14 protein-coding genes are annotated in these 24,617 nt (G+C 45.4%); 8 read left to right on the top strand and 6 right to left on the bottom strand.

Annotated elements, in window-relative coordinates:
• Nucleotides 1-398 precede the first annotated feature (398 nt).
• On the top strand, nucleotides 399-7,115 hold the full coding sequence (locus tag Q0R52_RS09315; protein WP_295794214.1) for a cadherin-like beta sandwich domain-containing protein: 6,717 nt from the start codon (nucleotides 399-401) through the stop codon (nucleotides 7,113-7,115).
• A 298-nt stretch (nucleotides 7,116-7,413) separates the two neighbouring features.
• Here the strand turns inward: Q0R52_RS09315 and Q0R52_RS09310 are convergent, their stop codons facing one another.
• The gene (locus Q0R52_RS09310; protein ID WP_295794611.1) at nucleotides 7,414-8,217 is read right to left on the bottom strand and encodes a metallophosphoesterase; all 804 of its coding nucleotides are present in this window, start codon (nucleotides 8,215-8,217) and stop codon (nucleotides 7,414-7,416) included.
• A 327-nt stretch (nucleotides 8,218-8,544) separates the two neighbouring features.
• On the opposite strand from Q0R52_RS09310, the gene Q0R52_RS09305 reads away from it, so the two are divergent.
• The 3 genes from Q0R52_RS09305 to cysC all read left to right on the top strand — a co-directional run bounded on the left by Q0R52_RS09305 (nucleotide 8,545) and on the right by cysC (nucleotide 12,710).
• The gene (locus Q0R52_RS09305) at nucleotides 8,545-9,090 is read left to right on the top strand and encodes a tail fiber protein (protein WP_295794211.1); all 546 of its coding nucleotides are present in this window, start codon (nucleotides 8,545-8,547) and stop codon (nucleotides 9,088-9,090) included.
• Between the two features lie 176 nt (nucleotides 9,091-9,266).
• Nucleotides 9,267-12,074 carry a cadherin-like beta sandwich domain-containing protein gene (locus Q0R52_RS09300; RefSeq protein ID WP_295794209.1) on the top strand — a complete coding sequence of 936 codons (2,808 nt, stop codon included), beginning with the start codon at nucleotides 9,267-9,269 and terminating at the stop codon, nucleotides 12,072-12,074.
• Nucleotides 12,075-12,164: 90 nt separating this feature from the next.
• Nucleotides 12,165-12,710 (top strand): adenylyl-sulfate kinase, encoded by a 546-nt coding sequence (gene cysC, locus Q0R52_RS09295; RefSeq protein WP_295794207.1) that lies wholly within the window; start codon nucleotides 12,165-12,167, stop codon nucleotides 12,708-12,710.
• 445 nt (nucleotides 12,711-13,155) lie between these two features.
• On the opposite strand, the gene Q0R52_RS09290 is transcribed toward cysC, so the two are convergent.
• The 5 genes from Q0R52_RS09290 to Q0R52_RS09270 form a co-directional block, all read right to left on the bottom strand.
• Nucleotides 13,156-14,151: a phytanoyl-CoA dioxygenase family protein gene (locus tag Q0R52_RS09290; protein ID WP_295794205.1), complete on the bottom strand. Its 996-nt coding sequence runs from the start codon at nucleotides 14,149-14,151 to the stop codon at nucleotides 13,156-13,158.
• Nucleotides 14,152-14,175: 24 nt separating this feature from the next.
• Nucleotides 14,176-15,138, bottom strand: coding sequence for a formyltransferase family protein (locus Q0R52_RS09285; RefSeq protein WP_295794203.1), 963 nt, complete (start codon nucleotides 15,136-15,138; stop codon nucleotides 14,176-14,178).
• A gap of 68 nt (nucleotides 15,139-15,206) precedes the next feature.
• Nucleotides 15,207-16,187: a sulfotransferase gene (locus Q0R52_RS09280; RefSeq protein ID WP_295794202.1), complete on the bottom strand. Its 981-nt coding sequence runs from the start codon at nucleotides 16,185-16,187 to the stop codon at nucleotides 15,207-15,209.
• A 12-nt stretch (nucleotides 16,188-16,199) separates the two neighbouring features.
• Nucleotides 16,200-16,904 (bottom strand): aspartyl/asparaginyl beta-hydroxylase domain-containing protein, encoded by a 705-nt coding sequence (locus Q0R52_RS09275; protein WP_295794201.1) that lies wholly within the window; start codon nucleotides 16,902-16,904, stop codon nucleotides 16,200-16,202.
• An 11-nt stretch (nucleotides 16,905-16,915) separates the two neighbouring features.
• Nucleotides 16,916-17,404 (bottom strand): hypothetical protein, encoded by a 489-nt coding sequence (locus Q0R52_RS09270; RefSeq protein ID WP_295794199.1) that lies wholly within the window; start codon nucleotides 17,402-17,404, stop codon nucleotides 16,916-16,918.
• A 410-nt stretch (nucleotides 17,405-17,814) separates the two neighbouring features.
• Here Q0R52_RS09270 and Q0R52_RS09265 point away from each other — a divergent pair, with 410 nt between their 5' ends.
• From Q0R52_RS09265 to Q0R52_RS09250, 4 genes are all read left to right on the top strand, one after another.
• Nucleotides 17,815-18,978, top strand: coding sequence for an ABC transporter substrate-binding protein (locus Q0R52_RS09265; protein WP_295794197.1), 1,164 nt, complete (start codon nucleotides 17,815-17,817; stop codon nucleotides 18,976-18,978).
• A gap of 438 nt (nucleotides 18,979-19,416) precedes the next feature.
• Nucleotides 19,417-19,950 (top strand): tail fiber protein, encoded by a 534-nt coding sequence (locus Q0R52_RS09260; RefSeq protein ID WP_295794195.1) that lies wholly within the window; start codon nucleotides 19,417-19,419, stop codon nucleotides 19,948-19,950.
• A 545-nt stretch (nucleotides 19,951-20,495) separates the two neighbouring features.
• Nucleotides 20,496-20,912, top strand: a complete 417-nt coding sequence (locus Q0R52_RS09255; RefSeq protein ID WP_295794193.1) for a hypothetical protein — start codon at nucleotides 20,496-20,498, stop codon at nucleotides 20,910-20,912.
• Nucleotides 20,913-21,011: 99 nt separating this feature from the next.
• Nucleotides 21,012-24,617 (top strand): cadherin-like beta sandwich domain-containing protein (locus Q0R52_RS09250; protein WP_295794192.1); only part of this gene is annotated, 3,606 nt, incomplete at its 3' end.

Below are 24,617 nucleotides of genomic sequence, written 5' to 3'. Positions count from 1 at the left end.
CCCGGTTTAAAAGCCAGGTAAGGCTTTTTTAATGCAAATTTTTACTGCAAAACCCCTGTTTTATTTAAACGTCTGTCAATCTTTCAACAATCGCTATTTAAACACAACCTTGTCATTTCGTTTACGTTAAGAGTTCCAGTGTTTTTATCAATTGTAATAATTTAATTACAATGAATTGAGAACATCAACGGCTCTTGAAAATAACAATCCCCCGTAGTTTTTGCACCGCAAGCATAACATGCATCCCTGTTTTCTCGGGCCGATTCATTTTGCGGCGGGCTTTTTCTGCGAATTAAACCTGGTTAAAACTCCAAATAAACCTTTACACAATTCCAATAATTTCAACTGTTCGCTGTACTGTCAATAAAGCACTCCCACCCTTAATAATTAAATTTGATATGAACCTTTACTGCTCCAAACCTGCCTCATCCAGGTTTACTTTAACCAATCAGGTTAACCATTTACCAGCTAAATCGCGCAAAAATTTCGCTCTGTTAATATTAACATTTGCGATAACTTTATTAGGTATATCTGCACTTTATGCAAATACTAACAACAAAATTCCCGACCTCAAAACAAGCGGCAAAAATAACACAAGCAGTAAAGCAATTCATAATAATACAACGCCGGGTACGGCAATTACAGTTAACCCATCATCCGTAGCGCAAGTAGTAGGTTTAAACGGTACGTCGACAGCGTTAACAGTTACCGCTACCGGTGTAGGTTTAACTTACCAGTGGTATAGTAATAGTGTTGCCAGTAACAGCGGCGGCACCCCGGTAACGCTCCCGGTTGGCCAAAACTATCCAGCCGCGGGAGGTATTATTGGCTATATCTTAGCTTCGGGCGACCCCGGGTACAAGGCCGGTCAAATAGCCGGACTGGTGGTTTCGCCAACAGATGTAGGAAACGGGCTTGAATGGGGTTGCCAGGGTACTTCGGTCTCAACTTCTACCGCTTTTGGTACGGGCCTTGCAAATACCAATGCAATTATAGCTGCGTGTGCAGGTTCAAACGCGGCACAGGCGTGTCGGGCTTTATCGGTAAACGGCTTTAGCGACTGGTATTTACCCAGCAAGGATGAAATGACAAAATTTTATAACAACCAGGATGCCATAGGTGGCTTCGCAAACAGCGGTTACTATTGGTGTTCATCACAATGCGATGCCACTAATGCGACTGGTTTTGGGTTTAAAAATGGCGATATTGGCTCAGGCTGCGGCACCAAACACGACGGCGATCGCGCACGCGCGGCCCGTTCATTTACTATCACCAATTCGTTTACCCCGCTAACCTCAACTGCCGGAACAACATATTATTACGTTGTAGTAACGGGGTCTAACGGTACAAGCGCTACAAGCGCGGTTTCGGGACCGGTTACGGTAAGCATTGCCCAAACAATTACTTTTAATACCCTGCCGGGAAAAACTTACGGGAATGGCAACTTTGCACCTGGCGCAACCAGTGATAATAACGGAGTACCATTAACTTACAGCAGCAGCAATAACAGCGTTGCCACAATTGTTAATGGCAACATACATATTGTTGGTGCAGGTACAGCTAATATTACCGCCTCGCAAGCAGGCGATGCCACGCACTCCGCCGCCGCTGATGTTATACAACAGTTAACTGTTAGCCAGGCCCCTTTAACCATAACAGCCAATAACCAAACAAAAGCTTACGGCGTAGCTTTGCCAACTTTAACCGCCGGCTACTCGGGCTTTGTAAACAGCGACACCCAGGCAAGTTTAACAACAGCGCCGTCGGTAACTACGGTAGCTACGTCAACGTCGGCACCGGGTACGTATGCTATTGCCGCAAGCGGGGCCGTGGGTAACAATTATTCCATTAGTTATGTGCCGGGTACATTAACAGTTACCTATTCAGCAACATTTGTGCATATTAACAGCCAGCCCGATGAGTCTCAATTCGGTGATTTGCAATTCGAAGTAGCAGTTGACGGCCCTGTATCTGGCTTAAATACCAATAATTTTTCAGCCATTACAACAGGAGTCAACAATGCAGCGGTACGCGGCATTTATGGCCCATACGGACCATATAGTGATGGCAGTTACCAGCATGTTTATTATTACTATGTAGATGTTACATACCGCGGAACCAGCGGCACTGTGCAGTTGCAGTGGGCAAATACCACTGGCGTTACCCCTTTATATGTTGCAGGTGTTCCAGGCGTGTCTGACGTGGTTACCGTAACCCCGCCGCCACCCGTAGTTGTTACCATAGGGAGTCCTTCGGCAAGCAGCACAGCATCCGGCCCGGTTACGTTTTCCGTTGATTATTCCGGAGGCGACCCTAATGGCTATGTTTTTGCGAATCTGAGTCCATCAGACATCAATGTCTCAACCACCGGATCTGCGGCTGTTGGTTCGATAGACTTACAAGGTGGAGGCACATCCTTTACAGTTACGCTAAGCGGCATTACCGGTAACGGCTCGTTTAGTTTTTCTATCCCACCGGGAACATCTGACAGCAGTACAGGTATCCCTGATAACGGAGCATCGTCTTCAAGTGTTACCGTACTTAACCCGGTAACCATAAGTTCAATAACCGCGGCCTCAGCATCGCCTGTTAACGCTGCTACAGTTAATTATACCGTAACGCTCTCAAAGCCACTTACAGGTTTAAGCGCAAGTAATTTTACGGTTACAGCAACCGGGACCGCCGCCGGGACGGTAAGTTCAGTAAGCGGTTCAGGCTTAAGCTATACCATATCCTTAACAGGTGTAAGCGGCGATGGTACACTGGCTTTAAATTTCGACAACGGTGCAAACCTGTCAGCCAGCATAACAAATACGCTTCCTTACGCAGGGCAAACTTATACCATTGATAATACGGCACCGTCAATTGCGATTAGCAGCCCCTCAGTTGTTGGTACAGATTTCGGCCCGGTAACTTACACAGTGACTTACCCCGATGCCGATTTTAACGCTGCTACATTGAGCACAAGCGACATCACCTTAAATACCACAGGTACGGCAACAGGCACTTTAGCCGTTACAGGTTCTGGAACAACACGCACCGTAACCGTTTCGAATATAACAGGTACCGGTACTTTAGGTATTTCATTAGCTGCGGGCACAGCGGCAGACAATGCCGGCAATTTAGCCGTAGCCGCAGGGCCGTCGGCAACTTTTACAGTTACTCCCCCTCTTCAGCATTTAACTTTTGAAACATTGTCGTCAAAAACTTATGGCGATACCGATTTTTCACCTGGTGCAAGCAGCGACAATAACAGCATTGCGGTTACCTACAGCAGCGACAATAGCGCTGTGGCTACGATAGCGGACGGCAATATTCATATTACAGGTGCCGGCACGGCCAATATTACAGCCTCGCAAGCTGGTGATGTTGCACACACCGCCGCCGCTAATGTTACACAACAATTAACCGTTAACCAGGCCCCGTTAACCATCACTGCCGACAATCAAACCAAAGTTTACGGAGCGATGCTACCCACACTTACCGCCAGTTATTCAGGATTTGTGAATGGCGATACACCGGCCAGCCTAACCAATTTGCCGATACTAGTTACTTCGGCAACACAGGGTTCGCATGTAAGCGGCAACCCTTATACGGTTACAGCCAGTGGAGCAGTTGATGCAAATTATGATATTACCTACACTGATGGCAGCCTTACCGTTAGTACGGCCCCGTTAACCATTACAGCAGACAATCAAACCAAAGCTTACGGCGAAGCGCTGCCAACGTTAACAGCCAGCTATACAGGTTTAGTAAACGGCGATACGCAAGCAAATTTAACAAGCACGCCCGTGCTGAGCACTGGCGCTACTGCAGCTTCGCATGTTGAAGGAAGCCCTTATGCAATAACAGCAAGTGGTGCAGCTGATGCAGATTACAGCATTAGTTATGTTCAGGGAAACCTTACCATTACTGCTGCCCAATTAACTGTAACGGCAGATAACCAAACCAAAGTTTACGGCGAAAACTTACCTTTACTGACAGCCAGTTACAGCGGTTTTGTGAATGGCGATACGGAAGCAAATTTGAGCAGCCCTGCAACACTCAGCACCATTGCCACAGTTGCATCGCACGTTGCTGCCGGGCCTTATGACATAAGTGCAAGCGGCGCAACTGATGCAGATTATATTATTAGCTATGTGACCGGCAGCCTTACGGTAACATCTGCAGCGTTAACGATAACAGCTGATGATCAAACAAGCGTTTATGGAAACCTGCTGCCCATATTCACAGCAAGCTACAGCGGTTTTGTGAACGGCGATACCCAGGCAAGTCTAAACACTCTTCCAACACTCAGTACGTCCGCAACTGCATTTTCAGCACCGGCACGTTATAACACTGCGGCAAATGGTGCTGTGGATGCCGATTATAACATCAGTTATCAAGCAGGCTCACTAATCATAACGGGATCGGCAAATGCATCGGTTACAGGTATTACCGCAGGCACTGTTACGTTGCAACCAGGGTCAAATGATACCTATACCGCATCTGTGGCCAACACAACGACCACAGTAAACATAACGCCTACCACCACTGATGCTAACGCGACTTTAAAGGTGAATGACGTAACGGTAGTTTCGGGATCGGCGTCGAACCCAATCGCACTTTCGATAGGCGAAAACATAATTGTGGTAAAAGTAACGGCACAAGATGGAGTTACAACAAAAACATATACCATAACCTTAACCCGCGCTGCTTCAGCCAACTCATCGTTAACAACGCTGAAATTGAGCCCCGTGTCGCCGCTTACCATTGTAACCGGGCCCGACTATAAAGATTATACAACCAATGTGCCCAACAGCCAGGTCAGCGTTAAAATAATACCAACTGCGCAGGACCCAACCGCAACGATAGTGGTTAATGGCGTTACGGTAGCCAGCGGTGCGGCCTCCGGCTCAACACCTTTACTTGTCGGTATTAATACGGTTACTACTTTAGTGACCGCACAGGACGGTGTAACCCAAAAAGCTTACGTCATAACCGTTACCCGGGCTGCTTCGGCAAATGCCGCACTTGCAGGCATTACCCTTAGCAGCGGCACGCTGTCGCCATTGTTTGCAACCGGTACAACAGCCTATACGGCAAGTGTACCAAATGCAACTACTTCAGTAGCTGTAACACCCGTTACTGCAGACGGCGGCACAGTAACCGTAAACGGAACGCCGGTAACATCCGGAGCTACTTCTGATTTACAAGCTTTAACCGTTGGTGCCAATGTCATCGCCGTTAAAGTTAAATCGCAGGATGGCACAACTACCAAAGATTATACTATAACCGTAACACGGGCGGCCTCAACCAACGCCGTACTCACAACTTTAAAATTGAACCCCGTTTCGCCGCTTACCATTGTAACCGGGCCTGACTATAAAGATTATACAACCAATGTGCCCAACAGCCAGGTCAGCATTAAAATAACACCAACTGTGCAGGACCCAACCGCAACGATAATGGTTAACGGCGTTACGGTAGCCAGCGGCGCGGCCTCGGGCTCAATACCTTTGCTTGTTGGCACTAACACAGTTACTACCTTAGTAACTGCACAGGACGGTGTAACCACCAAAACTTACGTCATAACAATAACCCGGGCTGCTTCGGCAAATGCTGCACTTACAGGTATTGCCCTTAGCAGCGGCACCCTGTCGCCATTGTTTGCAACTGGGACAACCGGCTATACGGTAAACGTACCAAATGCAACTACTTCAATAACCCTAACACCCACAACTGCCGACGGCGGCACAGTAACCGTAAACGGAACGCCGGTAACATCCGGAGCTGCTTCTGATGCACAAGCGTTAACCGTTGGCGCCAATGCGATCGCCGTTAAAGTTAAATCGCAGGATGGCACAACTACCAAGGATTACACCATTACCGTAACCCGTGCAGCCTCGACCAACGCGGCGTTAACAACTTTAAAATTGAGCCCGGTGTCGTCACTTACCCAAGTAAGCGGGCCCGACTATAAAGATTATACAACCAATGTGCCCAACAGCCAGGTCAGCATTAAAATAACACCAACTGCGCAGGACCCAACCGCAATGATAGTGGTTAATGGCGTTACGGTAGCCAGCGGTGCGGCATCGGGCTCAATACCTTTACTTGTTGGCACTAACACAGTTACTACCTTAGTAACTGCACAGGACGGTGTAACCACCAAAACTTACGTCATAACCGTTACCCGGGCTGCTTCGGCAAATGCCGCACTTGCAGGCGTTACCCTTAGCAGCGGCACCCTGTCGCCATTATTTGCAAGCGCCACAACCGGGTATACTGCAGATGTGCTAAATGCAACCACTTCAATAACCCTTACACCCGTAACTGCCGACGGTGGCACTGTAACCGTAAACGGAACGCAGGTAACATCCGGAACACCTTCAGGCGCGCAGCCTTTAGGCGTTGGTCCGAATGTTATTACAGTTGAAGTTAAATCGCAAGATGGCACAAATACCAAAGATTACACCGTTACCGTAAACCGTGCAGCCTCGACCAACGCGGCGCTCACAACTTTAAAATTGAGCCCCGTTTCGCCGCTTACCCTTGTAACCGGGCCCGACTATAAAAATTATACAACCAATGTGCTCAACAGCCAGGTCAGCATTAAAATAATACCGACCGCGCAGGATGCAACCGCAACGATAATGGTTAACGGAGTTACGGTAGCCAGCGGTGCGGCGTCGGCCTCAATACCTTTGCTTATTGGCACTAATACAGTTACTACTTTAGTGACTGCACAGGATAGTATAACTCAAAAAAGCTACGTAATAACCGTTACCCGGGCGCCGGCCGACCTTGTAATGCAATACCAGGCAAGTGCTGACCCAATAATAAACAACAAAATAGCCATTCACCAAAACGTTTCGCCCAATGGCGATGGCAATAGCGATGTGCTGATTATAGATGGCATAACTGCTTTCCCGGATAATAAGCTGCAGATAATGAGCCGCAGCGGAAATTTGGTATACGAGGCAAAGGGCTATGATAACACTACAAAGGCGTTCGACGGGCACTCCAGCACCAACGGGAAATTGCAACAGTCGGGCACTTATTTTTACTCGCTTGAGTACAAAGACGGGAATGAAGTAAAACGTAAAACCGGGTTTATTGTGCTGAAGTATTGAGATTGGAGATTGGAGATTAGTTAATCAGAGATTAGGAGCACCCCCTTATTAGTTAACACCTCTGGTGGACCCACCGCCAGAGGTGTTCGAAAGATTAAAAAGATAATTTGCTTAATATTAAGTGTTTGATAATGAGCATGTTTCATAGCGTTCTAGGTGTTCCGCGTGCAAAAATGGAACGCTTGCCGGCTTAAACAGCCATTGACCCAGCACTAAAAAAGCCTTGCAAAGCTTAAAGACTTCGCAAGGCTTTTTAGTTTTTTTAATCGCTAAGCTCCTGGCCACCGGTGTAGGGCTCTTAAGCGGCTTTTTCCTTCAAACGCAGCGCACTTACCGATGCGGCGAATGTTTCGTTTGATGAGTGTCCGGATAAAAAGTGTTTGGCCTTGATATGGCTCTTTTGTTTAGCTTCAAAATGGAATACGGTTTTACCCATCATAAGGCCGTCCCAGCCGGCCTGGCTTAACAAAACTTCTTTTTTTTGCTTATTTAGTATTACTAAAGGTGCGGCTAACACTTTGCGATTATGGCCGCCAACTATTAAATCGATACCTTCAGATTGTTGAGCAAGTTTTTTATTATCGGGTTTGTCGCCATCGTTTTTATATCCAAGGTGCGAAAGGCAAATAACCAGGTCGCAATTTTGCTCTGTTTTTAATAATAGTGCAGTTTTGTTGGCGCATTCAATGGCATCATTATAAATAACGCCGTCAACGGGTTGCCCAACGCCGGTTATACCCACTTTAAATCTGCCTGTATTAATAATAATATATGGTTTTATAAGCTTGCTAAGGGTCGCGTCAAACCGGTAGTTGCAATTTACAACGGCAAATTTCATCAATGGTATCAGCGAAGCCAGATTGGCTTGCCCCAGGGCTAACTCATGATTGCCGGGTGTGGCTGCGCAATAACCCATACTGTTCATATTGCGTATCATCTCTTTGTGCTGGCTTGAGCTGTGAGCGCTGTTTAAAAAGTCGCCCGCATCAACTAATACGCCCGAAATATCCTGGTTTTCCAGCAGCGTTTTTATGGAATTAATTCCGCCCGGGTTATTGTGTCCGGCGTCAATATTTCCATGCAAATCATTCGTATTATAGATAGTGACGGCCTGATCTGCCGAATAGATTGATATGTTTGCTTACCGATGCAATTGACGCAAGCGGTTTATTTAAAGCTGCTATTCCGGCAATTCCTCCTATTTGGTTTAAGAATAATCTGCGTGGGTTTTTCATACAATAAGTTTGGTGATATAAATATATATATTAATTGACGAAAAATAATTTTTTCGGAAAATTATTCAACTCAATACATTGAAGACAAGTAAATTAACAAAAAAATAATCTTAGATTTACTGGCAATTATTGAAAATAATATCTTATAATTGATTAAAAATTATTAATTATTAAAACCTTAAACCCTTTTACCTATGGATCCTTTTCTCGGCATGATGTATCCGTTTGGCGGTAACTTTGCAATCAACGGGTATGCGATTTGCCAGGGCCAGCTATTACCAATTTCGCAAAACACGGCCTTGTTTTCTATACTGGGTACCACTTACGGCGGAAATGGCCAAACGACTTTTGCCTTGCCCGATTTACGTGGTCGTGCGCCAATTGGCGTTGGTCAGGGGCCGGGTTTGTCAAATTATAATTTAGGCCAGGTATCCGGCGCCGAATCTGTTACACTTGTAACCAGTAATATGCCGGCGCACAACCACGGACTAATGGTAAGCAACACAGCAGGCACTACCGGCGTGCCGGCAAATAATACCGCTTTTGCCAAAGGGCCCGCCTCGGGCGCAGGGCCGAATGCAACATTGGCCAAAACGTACACTACATCAGCTGTTAACACCGCCCTTATGTCGCCGTCGATAGGAATGACCGGCGGGGGGCAGCCTTTTTCAACGCTTTCACCAACGCTAACCGTTACCTGGTTGATAGCCCTGAATGGCATTTTCCCGAGCAGGAACTAACTACAAACGGTGTTAGTGCCTGGAAGCTTTATCAAAACGGATAAAAACGTGATTATAAATGAGTATGAAAAATAACAATTCAAACCGATACAATAGTTTGCACTGTCCGATTTTCTTAAATCAAGAGAATGCATAAACGGTTTAAAAAACACATTTATGTATCTAAGCCTATAAATATGAACAAAATATTGACCAGAGTTTTTTACGCTTTTGCAGTAATAACTTTTTTCGCCGTAGTATTACCTGCCGATGCGCAGGTTACTTTTAGTAACACAGCTGTTGAAACCGGAGGCCTTTATAGCGCTTTGGCAAAAGATGCCAGTAATAATGTATATGTAATACGGGTTACTGCCGGCAGTGGTGGTACAAGTGGCGAGGTAGTAAAATATACCGGCACAACGCCTACGATTATTTATACGGGCCTGCACGAGGGTGACGATACCGGCCCGGGGGGCGATCTTCCATGGGGACTGGCAGTAACAAGCAGTGGCGATGTATATGTCTCAACCGATTTTGCTTCATCATCAGGCAAAATAATCAAACTTAAACTTTCAGGTGGCACGTATACACCTTCAACCTTTCAAAGCGGCGCCTATTATACTGCATTGGCTGTTGACGCGAGCAATAATTTATATGCAACGCAGTACGACGGAGCGACCCACTACGCTGTTTACAAATATGCTGCAAACAGCGCAGACGGCACACCTGGCGTTAAATTATATGGTAATCTTAAGCAGGCTGCAGGCTATTCGTACCCAACCGGCCTTGCTGTTGCGGCTAACGGCGATATATTTGTAACCGATGCGTTTGCCCAAGATCCTGTTTTGCCTACCGATGGCGGGCATATTTATAAATTAACGGCTTCGTCCAGTTACGCTACCGCTGTTACGGTGTCAACAGGCCAGTATGCAACTGCCCTGGCATTAGATGCCGCCGGCAACTTATATACTTCAGAAAATACCGGGGCTACCAGCAGCGGTTATAAACTACTAAAGTATACAGGCGGCACCGGAACGCCATTTGCCCTGTTTAGCCCATTGCATACCAATGGCATATACTATCCATATGGCATTGCAGTAATAAGCAGTACAAATGTTTATGCTATCGACGGCGATGACGGAGTGACCGGTGGGTCCTTGGACCATTTGGCTCCATCAACCAATGCGCTGCTCACCACTTTAAAACTCAGCCCCGTTTCACCATTAACGGTAGTAAGCGGGCCTAACTACAGAGATTACACCACCACAGTACCAAATAGCCAGGCCAGCCTTAAAATTATACCGACTGCGCAGGATCCAACTGCAACAATAAAAGTAAATGGGGCTACGGTGGCCAGCGGGGCTGCCTCGGGCTCGATACCGCTGGCTGTTGGCCTCAATGTAATTAATACCGTAGTAACAGCACAGGATGGAATAACTCAAAAAACCTATTCTATAACTGTGATCCGCACAAGTTTGACCAACGCGTACCTATCAAATTTCACCATCAGCACCGGCACCCTTGCTCCTATCTTTACAGCGGGAACAACCAACTATACGACAACTGTTCCAAATGCTACCACGCAAATGACAGTAACACCCACTGCAAGCGATGCGGGCGCAACTATAACCGTAAATGGTGTAGCGGTGCTATCGGGGTCTGCATCAGGATATCTCAATTTAACCGCAGGCGCCAATGTTATAAATACTGTTGTTACAGCTCCCGACGGTGTAACACAAAAAACGTATAAGTTAACGGTAACCCGCTTGCCGTCGACTAATGCGTTTCTCACAACTTTAAAGCTAAGCCCTGTTTCACCACTAACCTTAGTAAACGGGCCCGACTATAAAGATTACACCACCACAGTACCCAATAACCAGACCAGCCTTAAAATTATACCGACTGCACAGGACCCAACTGCAACAATAAAAGTAAATGGAGTTACAGTAGCCAGCGGGGCGGCCTCGGCTGCCATACCTTTGGCTGTTGGCACCAATGTAGTTAATACTGTAGTAACAGCACAGGACGGCATAACCAAAAACACTTATTCAATAACAGTGACCCGTTTGAGTTTGACAAATGCAAATCTGTCAAATTTCAGCATTAGCACCGGTACATTGACACCCGCATTTGCAGCGGGCACAACAAATTATACAACGTCAGTTCCAAATACTACCACGCAAATTACAGTGACCCCCACCGCCAGCGACCCAAGCGCAACTATAACTGTAAATGGTGTGGCAGTGATATCGGGTTCCGCTTCCGGGTATCTCAATTTAAATGTTGGAACTAATGTTATAAATACCGTTGTTACAGCTCCTGACGGTGTAACCCAAAAAACATATGTATTAACGGCTACCCGCTTGCCTTCGACTAATGCGCTGCTCACCACTTTAAAACTCAGCCCCGTTTCACCATTAACGGTAGTAAGTGGCCCTGACTACAGAGATTACACCACCTCGGTACCCAATAGCCAAACCAGCATTAAAATTATACCGACTGCGCAGGACCCAACTGCAACAATAAAAGTAAATGGGGTTACAGTAGCCAGTGGGGCGGCATCCGGCTCCATATCTTTAGCTGTTGGCGACAATATTGTTAATACCGTAGTAACAGCACAGGATGGCGTAACCCAAAAAACATATTCAATAACTGTGACCCGTGCAGCGCCCGGCTTTGTAATGCAATACAACGAAAGCGCCGAGCCAATAACAAGCAGCCCCATAGCGGTGCACCAAAACGTATCGCCAAATGGAGATGGTAAAAGTGATGTACTGGTTATAGAAGGTATTGCAGCTCATCCTGATAATAAACTACAGATAATAAGCCGCAGCGGTGCTCTTGTATACGAAGCAAAGGGCTATGACAATGTCACAAAAGCTTTCAACGGGCATTCCAGCACCAACGGTAAACTGCAACTGCCGGGTACTTATTTCTACACTTTAGAATATAAAGATGGAAATGAGACGAAGCATAAAACAGGGTTTATCGTGCTGAAGTATTAGGGGGTGAATGGAGATTAGGGGATGTGTTTTTCCTAATCTCCATTCAACCCATCTCTAACCTCCCTATCCTATATATCACTATTTTTGACAATGCTAATTATTCAGCTTACCGGTTTATCTGGTGCAGGCAAAACAACACTATCACAATATGTAAAGCAAAAGCTGGGTAAAGAAGATCTTTCGGTTGAAATAATTGACGGCGACGCCTATCGCAAAACGCTTTGTGCCGATTTAGGCTTTTCAAAAGCCGACCGCTGCGAAAATATTCGCCGTTTAGGGCAGGCTGCATTTGTTTTAACGGGTAGTCGCGATGTTGTGATTATTGCGGCTATTAATCCCTTTGAGGAAATACGGCATGAATTAAAAGAAAAATACGGGGTTAAAACTGTCTGGATAAATTGTTCAATCGATGTTTTAGTTGAACGCGATACCAAAGGCCTTTACAAGCGGGCGCTACTTCCTGAAAATCATCCCGAGAAATTGAATAACCTGACCGGGGTTAATGATGATTACGATTTACCCTCAACATGCGATTTAATAATTAATACACACGAACAAACAAGCGGTCAATCCGGGGATATGCTTTGTGATTTTATAACGCGGTCCGTAAATGATAAATCAGTGCCGTATGCATAGGCCCCTACCCGAACGGCGAAGCCCTCATGTGGTAATCGTCTCCGCCGGTTAACGGCAGGAGTTATACGATTGGTTATTATAATAGCTTCAGAAAACGTTGCTGTTCACAGTGAAACACAATGAACAGGGTGAAACAGCATCTAGTCGATAGATTTTGGTAAAAAGTGCCTTTCCGGATCACTATTGCGGTTTTATGATTAAAAACCATCACCAAAAATGCAAAAAGTGCTGACAAAACAGTGTCAGCACTTCTATCATCTTTAATGCCGAAATTAGCAGTGTCACAAATATTCGCCTGGTATATTGTCCATCTTACCGGCCCCGGCGCAAAGGTAAACCCCGGCGGCATCAGGGAGGTCCTGGTAACCCCCTGGTAAAAATCACACATCCGCTAACATATCAAAGTCGTTATGTTCTTAATTAAACAGCATTCATTAACAGGAAATTAGCCTTCAGCATCGGTAGGTGCATAAGTAAAATATTGCACAAATCTTGGCTTATCCGATGTGTTGACACTGCTGCCGTGAGGTAATGCCTGCTGCCATATTATAAAATCGCCGGCGTTTGCTGCAATAGGGATGCAGCCTAATGCATGCAAATCTTCACCATAAGGATTTTTACCGTTCAAGCTGGTCAGCCAGCTGTCAATGCGATGCTGAAAGCCGGGCACCAGGCTAAATGCGCCCTGGTTTTCGGCCGTATCGGTAAGGTAAAGTATTCCCTGCAAGTTGAATGGGATGGGCAATTTCAGTTTAGTATCCCAATGCAACCTCGGACCGGGGAATTTCCACCGTCCCGTCTCGGGGGGATTAAAACCAACCCGGTCGGCATTAACCCATATGTCGGTACGGTTCCACAGTTGCTCATAGGCTGCCCTGATTATTGCCGAATTGCGATTTTTGTCAAGGATAGGGTGTTGAAAAAGCTGTACCATTATACCTTGCCTTGCGGGGTGCGGAGTATACCACGTGTCCGGGTCGTTGCGGTCAATTTCGATAAAATCGCAAATAACACTGATAGTTTTCTCACAGTCGGCCTTCGGTACTGCATTCCGCAATATGATATAACCATTTTTGTCCCAAAACTCAAGTTGTTCATCATCTAAAACTTTTGGTACCGACTGCTTGCTGATATAATCGGGGTTTAAGATGGAGTTATTAAAACGTGTGATATTTTCCGGCAAGGGGCTGCCGTTTGTCTCTAATACCCATTGCTCGAACTCTTCGAACGACGGGGCTGTTAAGTAAAGATATTTTACGGTTTGCTCCAGTCCCAGGCCAAGTATTGAAAGCATGGTTTTATCCAATTGAAATTCTTCGCCAAAAGCATCCGGTGTAAGCGCTCCCCTGCGTTTTAGCATGCACTTGCACCAATACCTTTTCATGTGCATAACCCGCAGGTCTCCGGTTTCTTCCGATGGGATTAGTAGTGTATCTATCATAAACGTTGAATTTCAAACATTGTATTAAACAGTAATTTGCACGCCCGATAAACCGGCAGCACTTTCGAAACGGTCGCCCGGCCTTATACCAAGGCCGGCAAGTTTAATACCCGAAAATATACCCTCGGCGGTTTGCACTATGTTAATTCTTAAAAATTCAGTGTTTTTACATGCCACCAGTATGCCATAGTTGGCATCGGCGTGTATAATGGAGCCCGGCGCAAAGTCAGCCGGATTGGTAACCTGTATTTGCATTACTTCAATTATTCTGAGCGGCTGCCCCCTGAACGCGGAAATTGCACCGCCGTAATCAGCGTTGGCGGCGTTAACAAGGCTTTCAATTTGCTTTGCAGATTGAGTTTCCCAGTTAATTTTAAGGTCGTCGATACCAACCCCCGGGAAATAACTCGCGCTATCCTCGTTTTGAGGGTACAGCAGATCGTTACCTGTGTTCAATAATTTTTCAACCGCTTTGCTGATGACCTGTACACTCTCGATAGCTAAACGGCCTGTATACAAGCCCAGGGTGTCGCCTGGTGAAATCACAATTTGATGTTGCATTAGCATTGCGCCGCTATCGAAGCTTTCCGTCATTTGATGGATAGTTATCCCGCCGACAGTTTCGCCGTTTCTTATTTGCCAAAAAACCGGCGATTTACCGCGATAAGCCGGTAATAAACTAAAGTGCACGTTGTGAAAGCCAAATTTCGGGATAGCAAATAATTCGGCAGGAATTTTATAACCGCAGCCAAACACCAAAACCAAATCGGGCTGGGCATCGGTTAACCAGTTTTTAAGCTCAGACAACAATTCATGTTTTAAAAAACGCTTAAACGGGATATTTAAATGCCCGGCGTTAAGTTCAATAGGCACAGTATTTTTATTTGGCGCGCCTGGCGAGACAACGCTATGCAGCATTTTTTGCCCGGCCAAATAATGCATGCAGGGTATAGAAAAAAGGCCGCTTGTCAGCAATATTATTTTCACTTAAATAAGATTTAGTTTTTTGGGGTATACAATTCAGGGCAAAATAAGTAAAGTAATTCAATTTGGAATTACGGCGTTCCCAATCTTTTTTTTTCGAGGATTTGATATAACTCCATTGCATTGGTAAGGCATGCCGGAAACCCCGTTACACCAGCTTCGCTAAAGCGCTCGCCCGGTTTTTTTGAATGATATTGGCTTCGGTCATCCATATTTAAAAGTTCGTCCTCAGTGAAAGTTATGTTGGCAAACGCTGCAATTTTACCTATCATTTGCATCGGCCCATCGCTATAATTAAGCAGCAGGCAGTTAGCATCATTTGCTGCTATTTCCAAATATTTGTTTAGATAAATTGCCAATACACTAGCCAGGTAAACCTGGGCATCCTGGTTGACCACGTCCTGGTTAAACCCAAATAATTCCGGCTCAATCAATCCGGGTACGGCTTGCATGCCGGCCTGCTTACGATGTGATCTAAAAACCTCATCCGGGCTGCGGTACATTAAAACAAATGGCACTGCCGGAAAGAGGTGCCGTAATTGTTCATAAAAAATTATATGCCAGCTGTCGGCTTTTATAAATAAACGTTCGGCTTTTTGTTCACCTGGTTTTCCATCTGCCGTAATTTTGTACGAATAATATTTAATGGCTGCTTTTAACAATCCGTTTATTTCCGCCTCGTTAAATCCTTTGTATTTAAAAGGCAAGCGAAGGATGTCGTCGAAAAAAGGCACCTCCGCGAGTGATACATTTTTTGGAGATGATGCCAGTAGTTGTGATACCAGCGTTGAACCACAACGCGAGATATGAAAGATAAAAGCCGCAGGTGAAACTTCAGCTACCTCCCCGGCCCGTTTCGCCATAGCATCGAGGCTGCTCACAGAACAGAATTTATTACGATTTGCATCCAAAGCCCTGCACTTTGCAATTGTGCTGTCAAAAAAAGGTTCGGCAAAAGCTAAGTCGAAGGTGTTTAACCAGTGGCATATCGGCTCGCCTTCAATAGCTGTAAGCTTATACGGTATCCAGCCTTCAATTTTAACGTCATCCATAGGTAGCGGGTATTAAACAGCCGGGTTGCCTGCGCGTATAGTTTTCACTTTTTCCTCAAGTTCCGCAGCTAATTTATTGGAAGTTTCGGTGTTTTGATACCTTAATTCCTCAATCAGCTTTATCATGTTCTCGTCAACATCTTCTTTTTTATATGCTATTTCGCCCGATGATTCAATAATCGCTTTTAACCAGTCATTCACTTTGCAATCAATCACAAGGTGTACCCTGTCGGTATCTCCATTATTTGATACATTATGCGGAAGGTTGGCATTAAGGTACCAGCATTCGCCTTCGTTTAAAAATATCCGGTCTTTTTCGCAATAAAACTCAATTTGCGGGTTGGTAAACACTGGAAAATGCAGCCGCGCTTCGCCTTTTTCCAGGGCGAGTTCCGCATCGGTATGTTCTTTTATTATAGCGCCAGCTTGTAAATTCAAAAAACGCACCGCCATTATGGGGCAGTGCAGACTTGCCATAAGTTTTTTTACCGAGGCAAAATGCCCCATATACGCGGTGTCCAAAAAGTCGCTTTGGCCGATCAAGTCAGGTATAATGTTTTTATGGCTGCCACCCGGTGAGCGCAGGGAGAGAACTTTCCACGAGCCTGAGTAATGATAAGTATTAAGATGTGGCTGCCATTCATTCCGGGCCGAGGTTAGTTCGGCCTGGGTTGCTTTAAAATCAAACGCCAATTGCAATTTTGCGTACCGCACCATGTGATATAAGTTTAGTGTAACCAGCGTACCATATTGGGGTACGGCAAGACGCCCATTTCGGCTGACATTTTTTTGTCGTATGCTAAGCCACGGTATTGTAACATTGGCAAACCGATATATGACCCATTGGCAAAGGTTTGCAAAAGATGCTCCCCCTCCCCTTTATACCCGCCATTATGAAAGACAACTGATGCAGGCAGGCCTATATGTAAGCACGCAGCGTACGACCATGCCAACGCCAGCATTTCGAAGCCGCCGTCCATATATTCAGGCAGAGGGGAACCTATCGTGTTACGGGTATCTGCATCGCAAGCCGCCAGGTGCCCGGCTTCGTGAAGAATGTCGCCGGGATATTGCAATTTGTCGGTATCGATGATGATTTTTCCGCCTTCCAGTAATAGTCCCGGTAAAAAAGTATCCTGGTTTACTGGCCGTTTAACTACTTCCAATCCAATAGACGTAACAAATTCAACTATGATATCGATTACCGGCAGCTCCATTACCAAAAGTATTAAACGTGCGGTGATTTTACAAGCACCAGTCCTTCAAAAAAAATCGCAGATAATAGTAAGTGCGTTAACATAATAATAGTTCCTGGCATTCAAACGTTTACCAGGCTTATTGCTCTTTTATGTGGTAGTCTAATTACAGGCAGATATAAAAAGTTTAACAACAGCTTCGGGAACAATAAGATTCACAAGGGTGGAAAAGAGTGAATTATTATTAAAATTATTTGGTAACTATGCAATCAGCAATATTACTTACCGCATTATAATACTGATTGTAATGTCCGCATATCATCGCCTAACAAGGATTGTTTAACTATAGTGAAAGTCATAACGCATATACTTTATTTTCGCTTCAGGCGTGCAATTGCTATTTTAGTGAACATTTACGATTTACTACTTAAATGACAGGACCTTTAAAAGTTGGAATGCTGGCACCCTATTCAGGCGTGTATCCTTATTACAATCATCACTTAATGGCAGGCATATTGCTGGGCATTTACAAGGGTAAGCCAAAGCATAACGAAATACAGTTTATACCGGTATACACCAAAATGGGCGACCCGGCAAGCACACTTGAAGCAGTCAACAGGTTGATTTTTTTTGAGCAGGCCGACGTTATTTCGGGTTTTATTAGCTACAAGTCGTTACCTGAAATCATACCCGCTATTGAGCGTCATAACAGGCTCGGGCTTTTTTTTGACATGGGTGAGCATATCCCCTGGTTTAATTACCTGAGCCCCAGGGTGTTTTTTGCGTCGCAGCAGATTTGGCAAACGCAATACGCATTAGGCTACTGGGCTGCCAAAGAATACGGCCAGGGCGGCATGATGGTAATGACGGTTTACGAAGCAGGTTATAACCTGGACAGTACTTTTCTTAACGGCGTTATTGATGCGGGTAGAGGGCCGTTGGCTGTGCACGTTATTCCGCATGACAGGGCTAATCCGCAACGATTGGAATTGGGTGGCTTTTTTGAAGAAATTAAGAAAAATCAGCCGCCGTTTGTTCATGCAATTTTCGCCGGGGCTATTGGCAATGAGTTTTTACAGGCATGGAAAGCATCCGGCTTTCATAAAAAAATCCCGCTGATAGTAGTTGAAAACATGGCTTACGACGACGTACTTGAGGACGTTGCCAACCTCGACCTCGAACTGATATCCGCAGCAACCTGGAACCGGGGCGACGAAACCCCTCGTAACGTTGAATTTGTAAAGAAGTTTGAACGTGCGGGAGGCCAGATGGCAAACATATTTGGATTGCTCGGATACGAAGCAGGCCTCGCACTTCGGGAAGTTATGCCACTACTACAGAAACGCGACTTTACGAAAGTTGCCGAAATACTGCACACGGAATCGGTAGTGGGTCCACGTGGCGAACGCAATTTTTACCCTGCCTCGGGATTCTCACTCCCGGTAATTGATATAATAAATATCAAAACATCAACAAATAAAACATTTAAAACTATAATAAGCCAGGGGACGGGGTTAAAATTTGATGCTGAACAGTTTAGAGATATACATGAAGGAAGTATAAGCGGATGGTTAAACCCTTACTTGTGCGTTTAAAATTATAAGAACGCAATTTGCGTTAAAAAAGCAACGTTTTTTTTGTTTTTATTCTGGTTAAAAAAATAAATAATTAAGTAAACGTGTTTTTTTACAATTTATTTGAAATTTCAGAAAAAAGTACTTAAACTTGGATGATAATTAAATATTAATCACTTTAAAAGCCTAAGCCATATCCATTAACCTAAAATCTTAAAACTTACATTAAATTTTTATGAAACCTTACCTGGGACAAATCATGATTTTCGGCGGAAATTTCGCATAGCCTGGTTGGAACTTTGCAAGCGGCAATTAATGTCGATAGCGTAACACGTTGCATTATTTGCAATACCTGGAACAACCTACGGCGGCGATAGCGCTATAACCTTTGAATAAATTCAAATCCTGAACATATCAAATAAACCTTAATTTAAACCTAACACTAAACGTTAAAAAAAAATGGAACCTTACATTGGAGAAATTAAAATGTTTGCCGGCAACTTTAATCCAAGGGGCTGGGCACTCTGCAACGGGCAATTAATGTCGATCGCCCAAAACTCAGCCTTGTTCGCAATTCTAGGCACAACCTATGGCGGCGACGGGGTGCAAACATTTGGCTTGCCGGATTACAGGGGTCGCGCCCCGATGCACTGGGGGTCAGGGCCCGGACTTACGCCAAGAGTAATAGGCGAGGCTGCCGGTGAAGAAAATGTAACTTTGCTAAATAGCAATATGCCGATACATAACCACCTGATAAATGCCAGCACAGCACAGGGAACAGTTGGGCCACCTACAAATGGATTTTTAGCAACATCGGTTGATAACGACTCCGGAGGAAATCCTTTCAACTTCGTCACCACAACTCCTGACACAACATTAGCGCCTACCGCAGTTGCAGCCGCTGGAGGCAGTATCCCGCATGATAACATGCAGCCATATCTTGTAGTAACTTTTATTATTGCAACGGAAGGTATTTTCCCTTCACGCAATTAATTTTAATGAATATAATTTAATAGATTTTAGTTATAAATACCAATGAAACTTGGTATTGGATCAAATTCAAAATATGCATCCCCCTGCTTTCTTATCTAATCAGCTATAACAAAGCAGGGGGTTTATTTTATTTAAGCAATTTGCAGGTACCGGAAATAATTCGGCCTGCTTGTTGGGTTTCTGCACCGCGAACAGGATCGCGGTGCATTTAGAAAACAAAAAAAAGAAGAACTATATCAATGGCAGCAATTGTTTGAACCCGACATTTTTTTAACCAGCTATACCCATAAAATACAGGTTGAACAATTAAGCGGAGTTTCAAAAGGCACTTGATAATATACCTTTTTGAAAACTTCCGGAATTCAGGCGGTCATCGCCGGTTTTCTGACGTCTAAAAAAAGGGGATAAAGCATATTGACTTGCCCATTCACGAGCTGTGTGGTAAGTTAAATACCGGAGCTGTTGTTTGAGAATATTTTTTTAAAATGAAGACTACCATAGTTATAACTATGTGAATCATATTTTAGGTAAACTGCTGGTGCAGGGTGTATCACATATACCGGAGCGGGTTTACAGCAAAGAGCCGGTATAAAAAACCGCAGGACGAAAATAAGGCGAAGTATTTTAAAAGGCCGCAGTTGGCGGAGGTAATGATCAATTGGGAAATGATGGGGGTAAATGAAATAACCAACGTGGTGAAGGCCTGTGACAGCTGGAGCATAGGCGCTATTAAAGGCATTAGCGGCGCCGAACTTAAAATAATTGATGCAGCTATTACTGGAAAAAATAAAGGTGCTTTTACGCTGGGAACCGCTATCGCAGATGAAGATAAATTTCAGGTTGCTCGCTTTAACCAACAGTACGTTACCATTAACTTTTTTTATATAAGTAATACCTGCGTACCAATACGGTACGCTGCTTTTTATGGTTTAGAAACCTTGCAAAGGTTTACAAACTATTAATTAAAACAATAAGCGTTGGCATTAGTCAGCGTTACTAAACATTTAATATTACAATACCATATAGTCAGAATTTCGGAACCGAACTTAAATCAATATATTATGAAAAAATGTTTACTTATTGCCTGGATTGTGTCGGCTTTTACTTTATTAAGCCAGCATGTGCAGGCCCAAAACGGCGCGAATATTACCTGGTCGTGTTTTTCGGCCTCTGCGTCATTAGCGAACACTACAACCGGCGATGTTACTTACGCTTTTACAAGTGGTAACTGCTCTGAAGCTGCCGGATTTTCCGCAGAAATTGTAGGGACAGGGGCACTGGATATCCGGTCAACGGTATCCCCCCAGAATTTTTTAAGGTTGCAAAAGACGGGGACGGCGCCTGTATTTTCGTATGCGAGATTTTTTAGCACCTCCGGCGGGACTTTTAAATTAACAGGTATTTCCGTTGCCCCTACATCTGTTGGTGCAACGGCCGGCGGGTCTCAGTCAATCACGGTGCATGCCTACAAATCAGGCAGTGAGGTTGGTACGGGTGTAACAACATCGGTTTTGAGCTCTACAAGCCCGGTGGCCGTAACGTTAACCAGTAACTTCGATAATATTGATGAAATAAGACTAACCTCCTCGAGTTCAACGGCATTCGGAATAGGTATAGATAACGTTACAACCGCTACTGCAACAACCGTAAGTTCTTTAAACCGTGCGGGTTCTACACCGTCAAATGGAAGCACCGTTAACTATACACTAACTTTCGGCGCTGCAGTAACAGGCGTAACGGCAAGTAATTTTTCGCTAACAACGTCTGGTGTTAGCGGGGCCGCTGTAGGTACACCCACAACCGGCGACAGTGGTGTTACATGGACGATACCCGTAACTACGGGCAGCGGAGATGGTAATGTTACATTAAATCTTGCGAATGCAAGCAGCTTATCTCAGGCTATAAGTACAACTTTGCCATTTACGGGTCAGACCTACAGCATTGATAAAACCGCACCAACCATCAGTATCGGCAGCCCATCGGCATCTATTACAAAATCAGGTGGCGTAAGCTACACTGTAACGTATAGCGATGTCAATTTTAGTTCAAGTACGCTTGCCACAGGCAATATAACAGTAAATACAGGCGGCAGTGCAGCGGCAGGCTCTGTAGCGGTAACTGGTTCCGGCTCTACACGTACAGTAACGCTTTCAAGCATCACCGGAGACGGCACTTTGGGCATTTCAATAGGCTCGGGAACAGCAACAGACGCCGCAGGAAACTCAGCTCCGGCATCATCTGCGTCAACAACATTTACAGTTGACAATACTGCGCCTACAATAAGCATCGGCAGCCCGTCGGCAAGCCTTACAACGGGCGGCCCTGTATCATATACGGTTACTTATAGCGATGCCCATTTTAATGCAAGCACACTGGGCGCGGGCAATATAACTGTAAACTCAACCGGTGGTAACGCATCTGCCGGATCCATATCCGTAACAGGCTCCGGGTCAACGCGCACAGTAACACTTTCGAGCATTACCGGTACTGGCAATTTAGGCATATCTATTCCCGCCAATACAGCCAACGACCTTGCCGGTAACAACGCGCCGGCTGCCGGGCCATCAACAACTTTTGCCGTTGATAATACCGCACCAACAGTTAGTTCCATAGCGCTTGCAAATACCAGCCCTACCAATGCTACTTCTGTAGGTTATACAGTAACCTTCAGCGAATCGGTAACAGGTGTTGATCAAAGCGACTTTAACCTTGTGGGTACTGGCGCAAGCGGTTCTATTACCGGCTTCAGCGGCTCAGGCACCAGCTACACGGTAACTGTTTCGTCGGTATCCGGTAACGGCACGTTACGTCTCGACCTTAAGAGCAGCGGCACCGGTATAAGCGATGCGGCGGGCAACGCTATAGCAGCGGGCTTCACTGGCCAAAGCTATACCATCGATACCACCGCACCAACGGTTTTAAGTATAACGCAACAGGACGGCAGCACCACGCAAAATGGAAGTCAAATAGATTATTCCGTAACCTTCAGCGAACCGGTAACAGGTGTAGATGCTACTGATTTTGTGGCTACTACCACAGGTGGTGTAAGCCAGGGAACAATTAGCCTTACTCCGGTTTCAACTACCGTTTACAATGTTTCCATAACAAATATAACAGGCGATGGCACATACAGACTCGATCTGAAAAGCAGCGGCACCGGTATAACCGACGCGGTTGGCAACGCAGCGGGAGGATTTACCACTGGCGATGTCTTTACGATAGATAATACTGCGCCAACTGTAGCTTCGATAGTTACGGCAAGTGTTAATCCAACCAATGCAACAAGCGTTGACTATACTGTAACCTTCAGCGAAGCTGTAACAGGTGTTGATAAAAATGATTTTACGGCCACTAACGTGTCGGGGTCTGTGAGTGGTACTGTAAGTGCTGTAAGCGGTAGCGGCGCAACCTATACGGTAACAGTAAATAGCATTACCGGCGACGGCGCCCTCAGGCTTGATTTGAACAGTAGTGGTACAGGTATTACAGATGTTGTCAGCAACCCTATATCCGGCGGTTTTAACACCGGGCAAACTTACACTATTGATAACACAGCGCCGACTGCCAATACCCTGGTATTTGCTTCAAACCATAGCGGTAATCAACTGATAGCAGCAGTGGGCGATGTGGTTTCGCTTAGCTTTACAACAAGTGAGCCCATCCAGGCACCTACGGTTAGTATAGCCGGACACAGCCTGACAGCCACCAACCCAAGCGGTAACGATTGGGTTGCATCCTACACGATGACTTCGGGCGATACCGAGGGCCGCATACCGTTTAGTCTCCAATTCAATGACAATCTGGGCAATGCAGGAGCATTATATAACGACATCGGCGCCGGAGATGATATTGAGTTCGACAACACAGCTCCAACCATCACTATCGGCGCACCGTCGCAGGCTGGTATCGGTTCGGGAACAGCAGGTACAGTAACCTATACAGTAACTTATGCTGATGCAAACTTCAATTCGAGCACGCTTGGAACTGGTGATATTACGTTGAATACCACGGGCGCTTCCACCGCAACAGTTGCTGTGTCAAATGCTGGCACAACCAGCACCGTAACACTTTCCAATATTACAGGTGTGGGTACATTGGGTATATCAATAGCCGCAGGTACTGCATCTGATGCGGCCGGCAATCTTGCCCCGGCTGCAGGGCCATCAACCGTATTCTCGGTATTCTCATCAGATGCAAGCTTAAGCAGCCTTACAACTTCTGTAGATCCGCTTAGCCCAACATTTGACACTAATACCACTTCAGGTTACACCGCAAGTGTGCCAAATGCTACCACCACGATGACGGTAACGCCAACCACAACAGACTCCAACGTGAGTGATTTGGAGGTGCGCGTAAACGGCGGCGCCCCGGTATTTGTAGCAAGCGGCACCCAATCAGCAGCTCTGCCGTTAATCGCAGGCAGTAATACGATAGCGATACAGGTAACTGCCCAGGACGGTACAACTACAAAAACTTACACTATAACAGTTAACCGGGCGCTTGCTACAAATAACGTGTTAACCACGCTTAAGTACTATCCCGGCATAATGCAAACCCAGGTGGGCGGACCTGACTACAAGAACTTCACTGCAACAGTGGCCAATACCTTTACGTCAATTACTGCAACCCCTACAACGCAGGATCCGACAGCTACAGTTACAATAAAT

It is taken from the genome of Mucilaginibacter sp. (genome assembly GCF_025359345.1).
Lineage (GTDB): Bacteria > Bacteroidota > Bacteroidia > Sphingobacteriales > Sphingobacteriaceae > Mucilaginibacter.
This window is presented reverse-complemented; position numbering and strand designations above follow the sequence as displayed.

Excerpts from the sequence above, each read along its gene's own strand:
- Q0R52_RS09315 (WP_295794214.1), top strand. The coding sequence starts at position 399 with ATGAACCTTTACTGCTCCAAACCTGCCTCATCCAGGTTTACTTTAACC.
- Q0R52_RS09305 (WP_295794211.1), top strand. The coding sequence starts at position 8,545 with ATGGATCCTTTTCTCGGCATGATGTATCCGTTTGGCGGTAACTTTGCA.
- Q0R52_RS09300 (WP_295794209.1), top strand. The coding sequence starts at position 9,267 with ATGAACAAAATATTGACCAGAGTTTTTTACGCTTTTGCAGTAATAACT.
- cysC (WP_295794207.1), top strand. The coding sequence starts at position 12,165 with ATGCTAATTATTCAGCTTACCGGTTTATCTGGTGCAGGCAAAACAACA.
- Q0R52_RS09290 (WP_295794205.1), bottom strand. The coding sequence starts at position 14,151 with ATGATAGATACACTACTAATCCCATCGGAAGAAACCGGAGACCTGCGG.
- Q0R52_RS09280 (WP_295794202.1), bottom strand. The coding sequence starts at position 16,187 with ATGGATGACGTTAAAATTGAAGGCTGGATACCGTATAAGCTTACAGCT.
- Q0R52_RS09275 (WP_295794201.1), bottom strand. The coding sequence starts at position 16,904 with ATGGTGCGGTACGCAAAATTGCAATTGGCGTTTGATTTTAAAGCAACC.
- Q0R52_RS09270 (WP_295794199.1), bottom strand. The coding sequence starts at position 17,404 with ATGGAGCTGCCGGTAATCGATATCATAGTTGAATTTGTTACGTCTATT.
- Q0R52_RS09265 (WP_295794197.1), top strand. The coding sequence starts at position 17,815 with ATGACAGGACCTTTAAAAGTTGGAATGCTGGCACCCTATTCAGGCGTG.
- Q0R52_RS09260 (WP_295794195.1), top strand. The coding sequence starts at position 19,417 with ATGGAACCTTACATTGGAGAAATTAAAATGTTTGCCGGCAACTTTAAT.